Here is a 15,067-nt window from a genome sequence, read left to right as displayed (position 1 = left end):
CCATGAAGTTCTTATCCCAGAGTAACGGGTGTCCCGGTTGGGACGGTGAGATGGCCCGACGTATCCGGGCCTACGATTGGAGTCGCACCGATCTGGGCGCGATCGAGCACTGGTCCGCCAGCCTGCGCAGCGCTGTCCAGTTGATGCTGGCTTCGCCCTTGCCGATGGTCATGTTGTGGGGCCGCCAGGGCTTCATGATTTATAACGATGCCTATGCCGAGTTTGCCGGCGGCCGTCACCCGTACCTGTTGGGGCGCGCGGTGGAGCTGGGTTGGCCGGAAGTCGCTGATTTCAATCGCCATGTACTCGACGTGTGCCTGGCTGGCGGCACCTTGTCCTACCGCAGCAAGGAACTGGTATTGCTGCGCGACGGCAAGCCCGAAGACGTCTGGATGGACCTCTACTACAGCCCGGTGCCCGACGATGATCATTCGCCGGCTGGCGTCCTGGCGATCGTCGTGGAAACCACCGAACTGGTGCTCAGCGAGCGGGCCCGACAAGAGGCGGAACGCAGCTACCGTGCGGTCAACGAGCGTATTCAGTTGGCCCTTTCGGCCGGGCCGTTGCTGGGCTCGTTTGTCTGGGATATCCCGGCCGACACACTGTCCGGCGACGAGCGTTTCGCCCGTACGTTCGGCTATCCGCCCGAATGTTCGCTGGATGCACTGCCCATCGAGATCGCTCGCCAGCGCATCCATCCGGATGATCTTGCCGACGTGGAGCAACGCGTCGACCTGACGGTGCGCACGGGCGCGCCCTACAGCGCTGAATACCGTGTGCGCCGTGGTGAGGGCGAATACCTCTGGGTGCTGGCCAGCGGCCGCTGCGAGTTCGATGCGTTGGGCAAGCCCCTGCGTTTTCCCGGTGTGCTGATCGACATCAATGAGCGCAAGACTGCCGAAGCGTCGTTGCTGAAGTTCACCCGCGATCTGGAACAACGGGTCGCCGATGAAGTACAGGCGCGGCTGGCGGCTGAAGAACAGTTGCGCCAATCGCAAAAGCTTGAGGCCATCGGCGGGCTTACGGGGGGCGTGGCCCACGACTTCAACAATCTGCTCCAGGTGATCGGTGGAAACCTGCATTTGCTGGCTCGCCACGAACCCGACAATCCCAACGTGCAACGGCGGGTCGGGGCGTCCATCGAAGCCGTGGAGCGAGGCGCCAAGCTGTCATCGCAACTATTGGCTTTTGCCCGGCGCCAGCCCTTGTCCCCGGCCGTCTACAACCCACGGCGCATCTACGATGGCCTGGGCGAATTATTGCAACGGGCACTGGGGGAAACCATCCGGATCGAGGTGGCGTTGCCGGATGAGCCTTGGTGCATCCATGTCGACCGCAACCAATTGGAAAATGCCCTGTTGAACCTGGCGATCAACGCCCGCGATGCCATGGGCGGCGAAGGGACTATCTGCCTGATTGGCGAGAATATCGCACTGGATGAGTCATCATGCGCCGGTAAAGGTGTTGCGGCTGGCGATTACGTACGGCTATCGGTGACCGATTGTGGCGCGGGCATGGCGCCTGAAGTCCTCAAGCAGGTTTTCGAGCCGTTCTTCACCACCAAGACCGACGGCCACGGTACCGGACTCGGGTTGAGCATGGTGTTCGGGTTCGTCAAGCAGAGCGGCGGCCATATCGAGATTTCCAGCCATCCGGGAGAAGGCACCCAGGTGCACATGTACTTCCCGCGCAGCCATAGGCCCGAGTCGGAGGAGCAGACGCACCACCGCACGCATCAGTCGGGCTTGCAGGAAACCGTCCTGGTGGTCGAGGACAACGATGACGTGCGCAGTGCCTCGGTGGAATTGCTCGAGCTGTCGGGTTATCGGACCCTGACCGCAGCGAATGGCGACGAGGCCATGAAACTGTTACTGGAGGGCATCTCGGTCGACCTGATCTTCACCGACGTGGTCATGCCCGGGCTGATCAAGAGCTCCGACCTGGCCGCCTGGGCCAAGGTCCAGTCCCCGCCGGTGCCGGTGTTGTTCACGTCAGGGCACACCCGCGACATCATCTCGCGCAATCATCAGTTGAGTCCTGACACCCATCTGCTGAGCAAACCCTATAGCCCGGATGCGCTGACCCGGATGGTCAGGTCGGTACTGGGCGGCTGAGCATGCTGCAAAAGAATGGAACCCAGCCGCCTTGCCACCTTCGAATAACCAAGGCCGTCGATTGAACCGGCCCTGTCATGAACGAGGTGTCCAATGAGCGATCCTGCAAATACCCAGCAACAAGGCCAGACGCAGACCCAGTCTTCGCGTAACGATCCGGCCGTCGATCCCCAAGCGCCGGGCAACCCGCCCGCCGGTCCGGCTGGAACGCACCAGGCTCACAGCGCTGCCAGCGAGGTCGATCAGAAACAACATCACCAGGACAACGACAACACCTACAGCCCTGGCTTCAAGCCAGAGCCGGATCGACCTGGCCCCGGCGACAAGACCGACGCCGACATCGATACCGCCGACAGCTAGCCAACAAAAAGCCCGACTCGAGAGTCGGGCTTTTTCATACATTGCTTTAAGTTATTTACTAGGATGCGCGGCCTGGAGCTTCTTGGCCATTTCCAGGTGATGCTGCAGGTCGGGCAGCATTTTCTGGGCAAACGCCTTGAGTTCGGTATTGCCGGGCTTCTTGTCGTCGGTGACGGTCTCGGCTTCCTTCTTGAACAGGGCGATGGTTTCTTCATGGGCCATCACCTGGTTGTTGGCGAAGGCTGGATCGAAGGACTCGTCACGCACATCGAGAATCTTGGCCTTGGCCTTTTTCATCAGCGTGGTGTCATCCGGTACTTCGATGTCGTGTTTTTGCGCCAGCGCCTTCAGCTCTTCGTTGGCTTTGGTGTGGTCGGTGATCATCTTGTTGGCGAACTCCTTGATGTCCGCCGATTGGCTTTTTTGCAGCGCCAGTTTGCTGGTTTCGATTTCCGCTATGCCATTGGCCGCCGCGTTATCGACAAAGTCGTTGGACGTCGCGGCCCATGCCATGCCCATGCTGGTACTCAAGGCAACTGCCAGGCCGAGTTGACGCAGGGTAAATCTGTCCATAGGTAAGTCTCCACACAGGTTGTACGAGTGTTCTTGTGGTCACTGTTCAATGGAGAGCGGGAAGGGGCCGAAGGTTTGATCGGAGCGCGGCGCGGCACGACGAACGGTCGCCGCTGGTCGGATTGGCGGTCGACAGAAGCCGACCGGCAAGGCCATGCTGGTGACAGGCAGTGCCATGAAAAGCACTCGCCACCGAACCAACTAAAGGAGGTGCTCCATGCCGGTGTCCCATGATCTTTGCCAGGATCTTGATTGCACAAAAGACCACATCCAGCAGAAGCGTAGCGAGGATCCGACGCTCGACGAATTGCTCAAGAAGTATGCGCGAATCGACGCCGAGGTCGTGAATGCCGAGAAGCCGCCCGTCACGCTGTCCGATCCTGCTTTGGAGACACTCAAGAAAGAACGCTTGCAGACCAAGGACAAGATCGCCGAATTGATGCGGGCGTAGTCCAACCAGGTTGTACGGGCCCTTTGTTCTGCAAAGGGCCTTCTGACAGTAAGCGCTTGTGTGGCGAGGGAGCTTGCTCCCGCTGGGCCGCGAAGCGGCCCCATCCTGATCTCTCAGCCCAGCGGATCCCAACGCTGGGACCAGTCACTGCCAGCCTTGACGATCCCCCGCAGCACCTCGAACGCCTGCTGCAATGCCGCCGAATCGCGGTCCCTGGAATACACCAGGTAGGTCGGGTAGTTGAACTCCGGCGCCTTGGGCACCCGCTCCAGAATGCCGCTGTCCAGGTAGCTCTGCACGACCCGGGTGCGGAAGTAGCCGCTACCGCCGTTTTCCAGAATATATTGCAGCGCCAGTGGACCAAGATTGAAGGTCACGGCGGCCTTGGCCTTGTCCGGAAGCGCCGTGTCGTGCTGGCGCCGGAAGTCCGCGCTCCAGTCGATGTACACGTAGGGCTCGGGGCGAGCGGCCAGGCGCACCAGGATGAGTTTTTCCTCCAGCAACTGCTCCACCTGCAATCGCGGCCAGTACTCGGGCTGATAGACCACCGCCGCATCCAGCAGACCCAGCTCCAGTTGCTGCAAGAGTTTTTCACCGTCGCGGATGTCCATGCGCAGGGCATGGCCGGGGATTTTCTGTCGCAGCTCCCCCGCCCAGGCAAGCATCAGGGGATTGCACAAGCTGACCTCGCCACCGAGATGCAAGACGTTGCGATAACCCTCGGGCAACGGCAGGTCCCGGCGGGCGGCCTCCCACGTCTGTACGAGCTGGTTGGCGTAGACCACGAAGGCTTCGCCATCGGCGGTCAGTCGCGCACCGGCACGGTTACGCACGAACAGCGCGCAGCCGAGCTGGCTTTCGAGCTTCTGGACCCGGGCGGTTATCGCCGTCTGGGTGACGTGCAGTTTTTGCGCCGCAGCGGCGAGGCTGCCGTGGCGGACGATTTCCAGGAAGGTACGGGCGAGGTCGATGTCCATGGTCGGGCCGAAGCGGGTGGAGCGGGCATTGTAAGAGCTGGCCCAGCTATCCGATACCATCCACATCCCTGTGGGAGCGAGCCTGCTCGCGAAAAACAAAAATCCCACCACAAGGGCGGGATCTGGTTACAGCCAGGGCGCGACCCGATCTCAGGAAGGGAACAGCTCGGACAGCTTCATCGACAGCATCATGTCGCCTTCAACGCGCAGCTTGCCGCCCATGAACGCTTGCATGCCGTCGGTTTCGCCGCTGACGATGCCTTTGAGGGTTTCGCTGTCCAGGACCAGTGTGCAGTTTGCGTCGGGGTTCTCGCCTTCCTGGATATCGCAAGTGCCATCCTTGACGATCAGGGCGTACTGCTTGTCTTCGTCAGTGATATTGAAACCAAATACCAGGTCCAGGCCGGCAGCGGCGGCTGGGTTGAACTTGGCTTGCATGGCTTTTACGGCGTCGGCTACGGAGGTCATTGTTTCGATCCTTATTTGAGTGGTACAGCAAGGGTCTGCAAGTAATCCGGCCTCAGCGGAAGGTGATGAGGTCCGGGGTCTTCAGCAGTTGCAGATGCGCATGACTGTTGAAGGAAGCCAGGGCCACCTCGCGGCCTCTGAATTTCAGTTGGTTGAGCGAGGTGTTGACGATCTGCCAGTTCAGCTCGAAAGCTTGCCGGGCAGGCATCTGGGTGATCAGGTGAAGCAGGGCGGTGATGGTCCCGCCGGAGGTGAACACGGCGATCTTGTGGGTCTTGTCGGCCTTTTCGAGGATGCGGTGCAGGCCGGCCTGGACCCGCTCGACAAAACCCAGCCAGCTCTCCAGCCCGGGCGGGTCATACTGGCCGCTGAGCCAGCGTTCGACGATCAACGCAAAAATGCGCTGGAACTCTCCGCGGTTCTGCGCCGCGTTGCGCAGGATATGCAGCGCTTCGGGCTCCTGGGGCAGCATGTCCGGGAGCAGCGCGCGGATCACCGCGTCGGCATCGAATTCGTTGAACGCCGCGTCGATTTCCACCTCGGGAACCGGCAGCCCGACAGCGGACATCGCGTCCAGCGTGCCGATAGCGGTGTCCTGCTGGCGACGCAGGTCGCCCGAGAGGCAGCGATCGAACACGATGCCGAGCTCCGCCAGGTGGCCGCCGAGCACTTGGGCCTGGCGTATGCCATTGGGCGAAAGGACATCGTAGTCATCCGCACCAAAGGAGGCCTGGCCATGTCGTATCAGATAAATGCTGCCCACGTCCGCGTCATCCCGGTACGTTGAAGGTTTGGCGAGGTTATGAGGATGGCGGAGGGCTGTCAACGAAAAAACATACGCTCGTTTGAAATGACCGTTACAGGCCCGTCCGGACTCACCCGCGTTACGGTAACAGCAGGTTTCATGGCTGGCAGCGGGGCAGGCGCATGGGTATGCTGGGACCGTTACGCGCCTGCGTTCAGTGGCGCATTGCATTTAAGGAGTCGCTGTGGAGTTTTTTGTCGAATACGCCGGTTTTCTGGCCAAGACGGTGACGCTGGTGATCGCCATTCTGGTGGTCATGGCCAGTTTTGCTGCGTTGCGTAGCAAGGGACGGCGCAAGTCGGCCGGGCAGTTGCAAGTCAGCAAGCTCAATGATTTCTACAAGGGCCTGCGTGAGCGTCTGGAGCAGACGCTGCTGGACAAGGACCAGCTCAAGGCGCTGCGCAAGAGCGAAGGCAAGGCTGAAAAAGCCGGGAAGAAACAGAAAGACAAACCGGCGGCCAAGCCCCGGGTGTTCGTGCTGGACTTCGATGGCGATATCAAGGCTTCCGCCACCGAGAGCCTGCGTCACGAAATTACCGCGCTGCTGACCCTGGCGACCCCGAAGGACGAAGTGGTCCTGCGCCTGGAAAGCGGTGGCGGCATGGTCCACAGCTACGGCCTGGCCTCGTCGCAACTGGCGCGGATCCGTCAGGCCGGCGTGCCGCTGACGGTGTGCATCGACAAGGTTGCAGCCAGCGGCGGCTACATGATGGCGTGCATCGGCGAGAAGATCATCAGCGCCCCGTTCGCAATCCTCGGCTCCATCGGCGTCGTGGCCCAATTGCCCAACGTCAATCGGCTGCTGAAGAAACACGACATCGATTTCGAAGTGCTGACCGCCGGCGAGTACAAACGCACATTGACGGTGTTTGGTGAGAATACCGAGAAGGGCCGGGAAAAATTCCAGGAAGACCTGGACATCACCCATGAGTTGTTCAAGAACTTCGTGTCCAACTACCGCCCGCAGCTGGCTATCGATGAAGTGGCAACCGGCGAGGTCTGGCTCGGTGTCGCCGCGCTGGAGAAACAGCTGGTGGACGAGCTCAAGACCAGCGATGAATACCTGGCCGAACGGGCCAAGGGTGCCGAGCTCTATCACCTGCACTATGCCGAACGCAAAAGCCTGCAGGAGCGCATCGGCATGGCGGCCAGCGGTTCGGTGGACCGGGTGCTGCTGAGCTGGTGGAGCCGCCTGACGCAGCAGCGGTTCTGGTAATCCACTGAAGTCGCACCAACATTGTCCCCTGTGGGAGCAAGCCTGCTCGCGAAGACGGCGGTGCATTCGCCATGGGTGCCAACTGATCCACCGCTTTCGCGAGCAGGCTCGCTCCCACAGAGGTTTCGAAGTCGAGACCAACAAAAAGCCCTGACCCGGTACACCCGGATCAGGGCTTTTTCATACTTCAACTATCAGCGGCGGCGAAACAGTGGCAACGGTTCGTCAGTGGCCGCCTGGTAGGTCACCGAAAAGTCCTTGAGGCTTTCGAGGGCTTCATAGGGGTCTTTGTCGGCACGCAGGGCAAAGGCGTCAAAACCGCAGCGGCGCATGTAGAACAACTGGTCGCGCAGCACATCGCCAATGGCGCGCAATTCGCCCTTGAAGCCATACCGTTCGCGCAACAGGCGCGCGTTGGAGTAGCTGCGCCCGTCGGTGAAGGCCGGGAAGTTCAGTGCAATGACTTGGAGCTGATTGGCGTCATCGCCGATTTCTTCCGCTTCTTCGTCGGCATCCAGCCACACGCCCAGGCCGCCATCACGGGCTTTGAGCGCATGGGCATGGTCGCGCCAAAGGGCGAGGGGCACGATCAGGTCGTCGCAGTTGGAAATGCCATCGAAGGTCGCGTCCTTGGGCAGCAAGTGCCAGGTTTCGTCGATGACCTCGTTGTTCTTAATGATTCGCTGCATAGACGCGTTCCTTGAAGAGGTCGATGCCGATACGTTGATAAGTGTCGATGAAACGCTCGTCTTCGGTACGTTGTTCGATGTACACGTCGATCAGCTTCTCGATCACATCCGGCATGTCGTCCTGTGCAAACGACGGGCCGAGGATCTTGCCCAGGCTGGCGTCGCGGCTGCCGCTGCCACCGAGGGAGACCTGGTAGAACTCCTCGCCTTTCTTGTCCACGCCGAGGATGCCGATGTGACCGACGTGGTGGTGACCGCAGGCATTCATGCAGCCGGAAATGTTCAGGTCCAGCTCGCCGATGTCGAACAGGTAGTCGAGGTCGTCGAAGCGGCGCTGGATCGATTCGGCGATCGGGATCGATTTGGCGTTCGCCAGCGAGCAGAAATCCCCGCCCGGGCAGCAGATCATGTCGGTCAGCAGGCCGATGTTCGGCGTGGCGAAGCCTTGCTCGCGCAGCTCGCCCCACAGGGTGAACAACTGGCTCTGTTCAACGTCCGCCAGGATGATGTTCTGCTCATGGGACGTGCGCAGCTGGCCAAAGCTGTAGCGGTCGGCCAGGTCGGCCACGGCGTCCATCTGCTTGTCGGTGATATCGCCCGGTGCGACACCGGTCGGCTTCAGCGACAGGGTCACCGCGACGTAGCCCGGTTTCTTGTGCTTGAGGGTGTTGCGTGTCCGCCAGCGCGCGAAGCCCGGGTGTTCCTTGTCGAGGGCGGCCAGTTCGGCGTCCTGGTTGTCCAGCGCCTTGTAGGCCGGGTCGACGAAATGCTTGGCCACGCGATGGACTTCGGCTTCGGTCAGGGTGGTCTGGCCGCCACGCAGGTGGACCATTTCGGCCTCGACCTTTTCGGCGAACACTTCAGGCGTCAGGGCCTTGACCAGGATCTTGATCCGCGCCTTGTATTTGTTGTCGCGACGCCCGTAGCGGTTGTACACCCGCAGGATGGCGTCGAGGTAGCTCAGCAGGTCCTGCCATGGCAGGAACTCGTTGATGAACGCGCCGACCACCGGCGTACGGCCCAGACCGCCGCCCACCAGCACGCGGAAGCCCAGCTCGCCGGCGGCGTTGTAGACCGCTTCGAGGCCGATGTCATGGACTTCGATGGCCGCGCGGTCCGAGGTCGAGCCATTGATAGCGATCTTGAACTTGCGCGGCAGGTAGGCGAATTCCGGGTGGAACGTGGTCCATTGGCGAACGATCTCGCACCATGGGCGCGGGTCGATCAGTTCGTCGGCCGCGACGCCGGCAAACTGGTCGGTGGTCACGTTGCGCAGGCAGTTGCCGCTGGTCTGGATCGCGTGCATCTGCACGGTGGCCAGTTCCGCCAGGATCTCGGGCACGTCTTCCAGGGCAGGCCAGTTGTACTGGACGTTCTGCCGGGTACTGATGTGGGCGTAGCCCTTGTCATAGTCGCGGGCAATCTGGGCCAGCTTGCGCACCTGGCGCGAGGTCAGTTGGCCATAAGGCACCGCCACGCGCAGCATCGGGGCGAAGCGCTGGATATACAGGCCATTCTGCAAGCGCAGAGGGCGGAATTCTTCTTCGCTCAGCTCGCCTGCCAGATAGCGTCGGGTCTGATCACGGAACTGCTTGACGCGGTCCTCGATGATCCGCTGATCGTACTCGTCATATACGTACATATAAGTCTCGTTCTCAGGCTTGGGCCGATCAGAAACAGCTGCAGGTTGGCTCGCTGAAATCGGGTTCTGCCTCGGCAATTCTGCGCGCACGGCCGCGCACTCCTAGAGGAGCCGGTGCAAGATACCTGTTTTGAGTTATGCGCAAAAGTGATGTTTGAGTATATGTAAAGAACCAAATCGACTAATGCCTTCGATTATTGGCTAACCCACATTTGTCGTACGGGCAATCATCGTCTTAACTGTGGTCGAGTCCCTATGCAATCACCTACAAAACCGACAAGAGGCGATGCAATGAGTAATCCGACCAAAGCAAGGAAAAGCGACAGTACCGTTGATGCCTGGGCCATTCTGTTCCTGATTATCCTGGTGGTGGGCACGGCGGTGTTCTGGGTCAGTCATCAATAACGTCCCAATCCACGCATAACCCATTGTGGGAGCGAGCCTGCTCGCGAAAGCGATGTGTCAGCCGACATGATCATCGACTGGCCTATCGTCTTCGCGAGCGGGCTCGCTCCCACAGGGGTATGTGTGTGATGTTGAAGGGCGTTACAACCCCGCCAGATGCACCACCAGCTTGACGATGCCAAACAGGGTCAAGGCGAAGATCACTGTGAACGCGATTCCCAGTATCACGAAGTGACTCGGCTTGCCGTGGGTGAAATCCCGGGCGCGGTTCTTGCCGCTCTGCACGCCGAAAGCGGCGGCCAGCACGCTGTGCATCATCTGCAACAGGGTCGGCGGCTTGTTGTCGACTGGATCGTCCATAAATCCCTCGTCTGCCATGGGTTTGGGACAAGCATAGACAACCCCAGGGAAAAGATCGCAGCGCAGCCTCGGCTGCGATCTTTTCAGAGGCGCCTGATCAGTTGTCGTAGCCCAGGTTCGGCGCCAGCCAGCGTTCGGTCACGCTCAGGTCCTGGCCCTTGCGCGCGGTGTAGCTCTGGACCTGGTCCTTGTCGATCTTGCCCACGGCGAAATACTGCGCCTGGGGATGGGCGAAGTACCAGCCGCTGACCGCCGCCGCCGGGAACATCGCGTAGTGTTCGGTGAGGAACACGCCGCTGCGTCCGGCTTTCAGTTCGCTGGCCTCGGAGTCGAGCAGGCGGAACAGGGTGGCTTTCTCGGTGTGATCCGGGCAGGCCGGGTAACCGGGGGCAGGGCGGATGCCGGTGTATTGCTCCTTGATCAGCGCCTCGTTGTCCAGGCGCTCATCCTTGGCATAGCCCCAATACTCCTTGCGCACCTGCTGGTGCAGCCATTCGGCGCAAGCTTCGGCCAATCGGTCGGCCAGGGCCTTGACCATGATCGAGTTGTAGTCGTCGCCGGCGTTCTGGTAGGCCTTGGCGACTTCTTCGGCACCGATGCCGGCGGTGGTGATGAAGCCACCGACATAGTCGGTCACGCCGCTGTCCTTGGGTGCGACGAAGTCGGCCAGGGAGAAGTTCGGCTTGCCGTCGGTCTTGATGATCTGCTGGCGCAGGTGATGCAGGCGCGCCAGTGGCTTGCCGTCGTCGCCATAGACTTCCAGGTCGTCGTCATGCACCTGGTTGGCCGGCCAGAAGCCGAACACGGCACGGGCGCTGATGAGTTTCTCGTCGATCAGCTTGCGCAGCATCGCCCGGGCATCGGCGTACAGCGCGGTGGCCGCTTCGCCGACCACTTCGTCGGTGAGGATGCGCGGGTATTTGCCGGCCAGGTCCCAGGAAATGAAAAACGGCGTCCAATCGATGTACTCGGCCAGGACGTTCAGATCGATATCGTCCAGCACCCGTGCGCCGGTGAAAGTCGGCTTGACCGGCTGGTAGCTGCTCCAGTCGAACTGCGGCTTCTTCGCCACGGCCGCCGGGTAGCTCAGGCGCTCGGTGCGGGCGCTGCGGTTGGAGGTGCGCTCGCGCACGTCTATGTAGTCCAGGCGGGTCTTCTCGACAAACGCCGGCTTGAGCTCCTTGGACAGCAACTGCGTCGCCACGCCCACGGCGCGGGAGGCGTCGGTGACGTAAATCACTGCATCATTGCTGTACTTGGGTTCGATCTTCACGGCGGTATGGGCCTTGGAGGTCGTGGCGCCACCGATCATCAGCGGCAGGTGGAAGTCCTGGCGCTGCATCTCCCGCGCCACATGCACCATTTCATCCAGGGACGGTGTGATCAGGCCGGACAGGCCGATGATGTCGCACTTCTCATCTTTGGCCACCTGAAGGATTTTCTCCGCCGGCACCATCACGCCGAGGTCGACCACGTCGTAGCCGTTGCACCCCAGCACCACGCCGACGATGTTCTTGCCGATGTCGTGGACGTCGCCCTTGACCGTGGCCATCAGGATCTTGCCCTTGGCCTCTGGCTTGTCGCCTTTTTCCGCTTCGATGAACGGAATCAGGTGCGCCACGGCCTGCTTCATCACGCGGGCGGACTTGACCACCTGGGGCAGGAACATCTTGCCGGCGCCAAACAGGTCGCCGACGATGTTCATGCCGGCCATCAACGGGCCTTCGATCACTTCGATCGGGCGGGCGAAGGACAGGCGCGATTCCTCGGTGTCCTCGACGATGTGGGTGGTGATGCCCTTGACCAGCGCGTGCTCCAGGCGCTTGTTCACTTCCCAGCCGCGCCATTCTTCGGTTTCCGCTTCCTTGACGCTGCCGTCGCCCTTGTACTTGTCGGCGATCGCGAGGAGGGCGTCGGTGCCTTCGGGTGTACGGTTGAGGATCACGTCTTCCACCGCGTCGCGCAGTTCCACCGGGATCTGGTCGTAGATCTCCAGTTGGCCGGCGTTGACGATGCCCATGGTCAGGCCCGCGCGGATCGCATGCAGCAGGAACACCGAGTGGATCGCCTCGCGCACCGGGTTGTTGCCACGGAACGAGAACGACACGTTGGACACGCCACCGGAGGTCAGCGCGTAGGGCAGTTCATCGCGGATGTAGGCGCAGGCGTTGATGAAGTCCACGGCATAGTTGTTGTGCTCTTCGATACCGGTGGCGACGGCGAAGATGTTCGGGTCGAAGATGATGTCTTCCGGCGGGAAGCCAACCTCGTTGACCAGGATATCGTAGGAGCGCTTGCAGATTTCCTTCTTGCGCGCCTCGGTGTCGGCCTGGCCGGCTTCGTCGAAGGCCATCACCACCACGGCGGCGCCGTAGCGCTTGCACAGCTTGGCGTGATGGATGAACTGCTCGACGCCTTCCTTCATGCTGATGGAGTTGACGATGCCCTTGCCCTGGATGCACTTGAGGCCCGCTTCGATGACTTCCCACTTGGAAGAGTCGATCATGATCGGCACGCGGGAGATGTCCGGTTCGCCGGCGATCAGATTGAGGAAGGTCACCATGGCCTTCTTCGAATCGAGCATGCCCTCGTCCATGTTGATGTCGATCACCTGGGCGCCGGCCTCGACCTGTTGCAGCGCCACTTCCAGGGCTTCGGTGTAGTTGTCTTCGCGGATCAGCCGGGCGAATTTGGCGGAGCCGGTGATGTTGGTTCGCTCGCCGACGTTGACGAACAACGAGCTGCGATCGATGGTGAACGGTTCCAGGCCCGACAGGCGGCACGCCCGGGGAATCTCGGGAATCTGCCGTGGAGCATAGCCAGTGACAGCCTTGGCGATAGCTTCGATGTGCGCCGGGGTGGTGCCGCAGCAACCGCCGACGATATTGAGGAAGCCGCTCTGGGCGAATTCTTCAATGACCTTGGCGGTGTCCACCGGCAGCTCGTCGTATTCGCCGAATTCGTTGGGCAGGCCGGCGTTGGGGTGCGCCGACACATGGGTGCTGGCCTTGTTCGACAGTTCTTCCAGGTACGGGCGCAGTTCGCTGGCACCGAGGGCGCAGTTCAGGCCGACGGAGATCGGCTTGGCGTGGGCCACCGAGTTCCAGAAGGCTTCGGTGGTCTGGCCGGAGAGGGTGCGGCCGGAGGCGTCGGTGATGGTGCCGGAAATCATGATCGGCAACTCGATGCCCAGCTCTTCATAGACGCCTTGCACGGCGAAGATCGCGGCCTTGGCATTGAGCGTGTCGAAAATGGTCTCGATCAGGATCAGGTCGGCGCCGCCTTCGATCAGGCCCTTGGTGGCTTCGGTGTAGTTCTCCACCAGCTCGTCGAAGGTCACGTTGCGGTAGCCGGGGTTGTTCACATCCGGCGACAGCGAGCAGGTGCGGCTGGTCGGGCCGAGCACGCCGGCGACGAAGCGCGGCTTGTCCGGGGTTTCGGGGGTCTTGGCGTCGGCCACCTTGCGGGCCAGGCGCGCGCCTTCCAGGTTCAGCTCGTAGGCCAGGCCCTGCATGCCGTAGTCGGCCTGGGACACCTGGGTGGCGTTGAAGGTGTTGGTTTCGAGGATGTCGGCGCCGGCATCCAGGTAGGCCTTTTCGATAGCGCCAATCACGTCGGGGCGGGTCAGCACGAGCAAGTCGTTGTTGCCCTTGACGTCGCTCGGCCAGTCGGCGAAGCGTTTGCCACGGTAGTCCTGCTCTTCCAGCTTGTAGCTCTGGATCATCGTACCCATGCCGCCGTCGAGGATCAGGATGCGTTCCTTGAGGGCTTGCTGGAGAAGATAAAGGCGAGCGCTGCGATCAGACATAGGACTACCTGGAAAAAAGACCATTACGAAGGCCGGAATGATAGCAAACCTGTGCAGGATTTGATCATGGAGGGCTTTTGCATGAATTTAGCTCATGTTCGCAAGCGGTACCGGCGCGATCTATTACCGGCTCTGGCCGGTGCAGGGGAAATCGTGCACAAGACCCACGTCACCTACGGTTTGAGCGTAGCGAAGATGGCGCGGATCAAGCGCGACCTCGCCCGGCAGTTGCTGCTTCGCGTCCTTGCGCGGTCGGCTGCTTTCCTGACAAAAATACTGGGACTTTGTCCGGCGCGATGATTGGCGTAAACTGCCGCCAAGCCTGCGAGGAGTTTCCATGACCGCCATTACCATTACCGATGCCGCCCACGATTACCTGGCCGACCTGCTGTCCAAGCAGAACACCCCGGGTATCGGGATCCGCATCTTCATCACCCAGCCCGGCACCCAGTACGCAGAGACGTGCATTGCCTACTGCAAGCCGGGAGAAGAAAAACCCGAAGACACCGCGCTGGGGCTCAAGAGCTTCACCGCGTACATCGACTCGTTCAGCGAAGCTTTCCTGGACGATGCGGTGGTCGACTACGCCACCGACCGCATGGGCGGCCAGCTGACCATCAAGGCGCCGAACGCCAAGGTACCGATGGTCAACGCCGACAGTCCGGTCAACGAGCGCATCAACTATTACCTGCAAACCGAGATCAACCCGGGGCTGGCCAGCCACGGCGGCCAGGTGTCGCTGATCGACGTGGTGGAAGACGGCATCGCCGTGCTCCAGTTCGGCGGCGGTTGCCAGGGCTGCGGCCAGGCTGACGTGACCTTGAAGGAAGGCATCGAGCGCACCTTGCTCGAGCGCATCCCGGAACTCAAGGGCGTACGCGACGTGACCGACCACACGCAGAAAGAAAACGCCTACTACTGATAGGTGCTAGCTGCGCGCAGAACACTGTGGCGAGGGAGCTTGCTCCCGCTCGATTGCGTAGCAATCGCAAGGCAACCCGCGCGTCTTCCGTGATTGACGCGTGAGTCGCCAAGGGACCGCTTCGCGGTCCAGCGGGAGCAAGCTCCCTCGCCACAAAAGCTTCTAGGGTCAGCATGCCATCTTGGAGGCGCCCCCGATCCCTGTGGAAGCGAGCTTGCTCGCGATAGCGGCGGGTCAGCTTGCGTTGATGTTGAACGTGCCATGGTCATCGCGAGCA

Annotated in this window: 14 protein-coding genes; 6 read left to right on the top strand and 8 right to left on the bottom strand. The window is 61.2% G+C overall.

Annotated features, from left to right (window positions below; genetic code table 11):
• Positions 1 to 2: 2 nt before the first annotated feature.
• Positions 3 to 2,114 (top strand): ATP-binding protein, encoded by a 2,112-nt coding sequence (locus J3P97_RS16835; RefSeq protein ID WP_434672322.1) that lies wholly within the window; start codon positions 3 to 5, stop codon positions 2,112 to 2,114.
• Between the two features lie 93 nt (positions 2,115 to 2,207).
• Positions 2,208 to 2,474, top strand: coding sequence for a hypothetical protein (locus tag J3P97_RS16830; protein ID WP_434573395.1), 267 nt, complete (start codon positions 2,208 to 2,210; stop codon positions 2,472 to 2,474).
• Positions 2,475 to 2,525: 51 nt separating this feature from the next.
• On the opposite strand, the gene J3P97_RS16825 is transcribed toward J3P97_RS16830, so the two are convergent.
• Positions 2,526 to 3,047, bottom strand: a complete 522-nt coding sequence (locus tag J3P97_RS16825; protein WP_434573397.1) for a DUF4142 domain-containing protein — start codon at positions 3,045 to 3,047, stop codon at positions 2,526 to 2,528.
• Positions 3,048 to 3,264: 217 nt separating this feature from the next.
• Between J3P97_RS16825 and J3P97_RS16820 the strand changes: the two genes are divergently transcribed.
• Positions 3,265 to 3,498 carry a YdcH family protein gene (locus tag J3P97_RS16820; protein WP_434573399.1) on the top strand — a complete coding sequence of 78 codons (234 nt, stop codon included), beginning with the start codon at positions 3,265 to 3,267 and terminating at the stop codon, positions 3,496 to 3,498.
• 113 nt (positions 3,499 to 3,611) lie between these two features.
• Here the strand turns inward: J3P97_RS16820 and J3P97_RS16815 are convergent, their stop codons facing one another.
• The 3 genes from J3P97_RS16815 to J3P97_RS16805 all read right to left on the bottom strand — a co-directional run bounded on the left by J3P97_RS16815 (position 3,612) and on the right by J3P97_RS16805 (position 5,706).
• Positions 3,612 to 4,475 carry a LysR family transcriptional regulator gene (locus J3P97_RS16815; protein ID WP_305501220.1) on the bottom strand — a complete coding sequence of 288 codons (864 nt, stop codon included), beginning with the start codon at positions 4,473 to 4,475 and terminating at the stop codon, positions 3,612 to 3,614.
• 150 nt (positions 4,476 to 4,625) lie between these two features.
• Entirely contained in the window at positions 4,626 to 4,943 is a 318-nt protein-coding gene (locus J3P97_RS16810; protein ID WP_042610331.1) for an SCP2 sterol-binding domain-containing protein, read from the bottom strand.
• A gap of 52 nt (positions 4,944 to 4,995) precedes the next feature.
• Entirely contained in the window at positions 4,996 to 5,706 is a 711-nt protein-coding gene (locus tag J3P97_RS16805; RefSeq protein ID WP_434672321.1) for a histidine phosphatase family protein, read from the bottom strand.
• Between the two features lie 226 nt (positions 5,707 to 5,932).
• On the opposite strand from J3P97_RS16805, the gene sohB reads away from it, so the two are divergent.
• The gene (gene sohB, locus J3P97_RS16800; protein ID WP_434672320.1) at positions 5,933 to 6,964 is read left to right on the top strand and encodes a protease SohB; all 1,032 of its coding nucleotides are present in this window, start codon (positions 5,933 to 5,935) and stop codon (positions 6,962 to 6,964) included.
• Between the two features lie 194 nt (positions 6,965 to 7,158).
• Here sohB and J3P97_RS16795 read toward each other — a convergent pair whose 3' ends face one another.
• The 4 genes from J3P97_RS16795 to metH form a co-directional block, all read right to left on the bottom strand.
• Entirely contained in the window at positions 7,159 to 7,653 is a 495-nt protein-coding gene (locus tag J3P97_RS16795) for a DUF934 domain-containing protein (protein WP_305500286.1), read from the bottom strand.
• The gene (locus J3P97_RS16790) at positions 7,637 to 9,295 is read right to left on the bottom strand and encodes a nitrite/sulfite reductase (protein WP_434573404.1); all 1,659 of its coding nucleotides are present in this window, start codon (positions 9,293 to 9,295) and stop codon (positions 7,637 to 7,639) included. The genes J3P97_RS16795 and J3P97_RS16790 overlap by 17 nt, the downstream gene beginning before the upstream one ends.
• 546 nt (positions 9,296 to 9,841) lie before the next feature.
• Positions 9,842 to 10,060, bottom strand: coding sequence for a DUF2970 domain-containing protein (locus J3P97_RS16785; protein ID WP_024781254.1), 219 nt, complete (start codon positions 10,058 to 10,060; stop codon positions 9,842 to 9,844).
• A gap of 97 nt (positions 10,061 to 10,157) precedes the next feature.
• Positions 10,158 to 13,868, bottom strand: coding sequence for a methionine synthase (metH, locus tag J3P97_RS16780; protein WP_434672319.1), 3,711 nt, complete (start codon positions 13,866 to 13,868; stop codon positions 10,158 to 10,160).
• An 81-nt stretch (positions 13,869 to 13,949) separates the two neighbouring features.
• Between metH and J3P97_RS16775 the strand changes: the two genes are divergently transcribed.
• Complete coding sequence (locus J3P97_RS16775) at positions 13,950 to 14,168, top strand: hypothetical protein (RefSeq protein ID WP_434672318.1); 219 nt, start codon at positions 13,950 to 13,952, stop codon at positions 14,166 to 14,168.
• Between the two features lie 37 nt (positions 14,169 to 14,205).
• Positions 14,206 to 14,790 carry a Fe-S biogenesis protein NfuA gene (gene nfuA / locus J3P97_RS16770; protein ID WP_003182850.1) on the top strand — a complete coding sequence of 195 codons (585 nt, stop codon included), beginning with the start codon at positions 14,206 to 14,208 and terminating at the stop codon, positions 14,788 to 14,790.
• Positions 14,791 to 15,067: the final 277 nt, after the last annotated feature.

The sequence above is a fragment of the Pseudomonas sp. R1-15 genome (assembly GCF_051132085.1).
Lineage (GTDB): Bacteria > Pseudomonadota > Gammaproteobacteria > Pseudomonadales > Pseudomonadaceae > Aquipseudomonas.
This window is presented reverse-complemented; position numbering and strand designations above follow the sequence as displayed.

Coding starts and splice junctions, on each gene's coding strand:
- J3P97_RS16835 (WP_434672322.1), top strand. CDS start 3: ATGAAGTTCTTATCCCAGAGTAACGGGTGTCCCGGTTGGGACGGTGAG.
- J3P97_RS16815 (WP_305501220.1), bottom strand. CDS start 4,475: ATGGACATCGACCTCGCCCGTACCTTCCTGGAAATCGTCCGCCACGGC.
- nfuA (WP_003182850.1), top strand. CDS start 14,206: ATGACCGCCATTACCATTACCGATGCCGCCCACGATTACCTGGCCGAC.
- J3P97_RS16790 (WP_434573404.1), bottom strand. CDS start 9,295: ATGTACGTATATGACGAGTACGATCAGCGGATCATCGAGGACCGCGTC.
- J3P97_RS16785 (WP_024781254.1), bottom strand. CDS start 10,060: ATGGACGATCCAGTCGACAACAAGCCGCCGACCCTGTTGCAGATGATG.
- metH (WP_434672319.1), bottom strand. CDS start 13,868: ATGTCTGATCGCAGCGCTCGCCTTTATCTTCTCCAGCAAGCCCTCAAG.
- J3P97_RS16810 (WP_042610331.1), bottom strand. CDS start 4,943: ATGACCTCCGTAGCCGACGCCGTAAAAGCCATGCAAGCCAAGTTCAAC.
- J3P97_RS16775 (WP_434672318.1), top strand. CDS start 13,950: ATGAATTTAGCTCATGTTCGCAAGCGGTACCGGCGCGATCTATTACCG.
- J3P97_RS16795 (WP_305500286.1), bottom strand. CDS start 7,653: ATGCAGCGAATCATTAAGAACAACGAGGTCATCGACGAAACCTGGCAC.
- J3P97_RS16825 (WP_434573397.1), bottom strand. CDS start 3,047: ATGGACAGATTTACCCTGCGTCAACTCGGCCTGGCAGTTGCCTTGAGT.
- J3P97_RS16830 (WP_434573395.1), top strand. CDS start 2,208: ATGAGCGATCCTGCAAATACCCAGCAACAAGGCCAGACGCAGACCCAG.
- J3P97_RS16820 (WP_434573399.1), top strand. CDS start 3,265: ATGCCGGTGTCCCATGATCTTTGCCAGGATCTTGATTGCACAAAAGAC.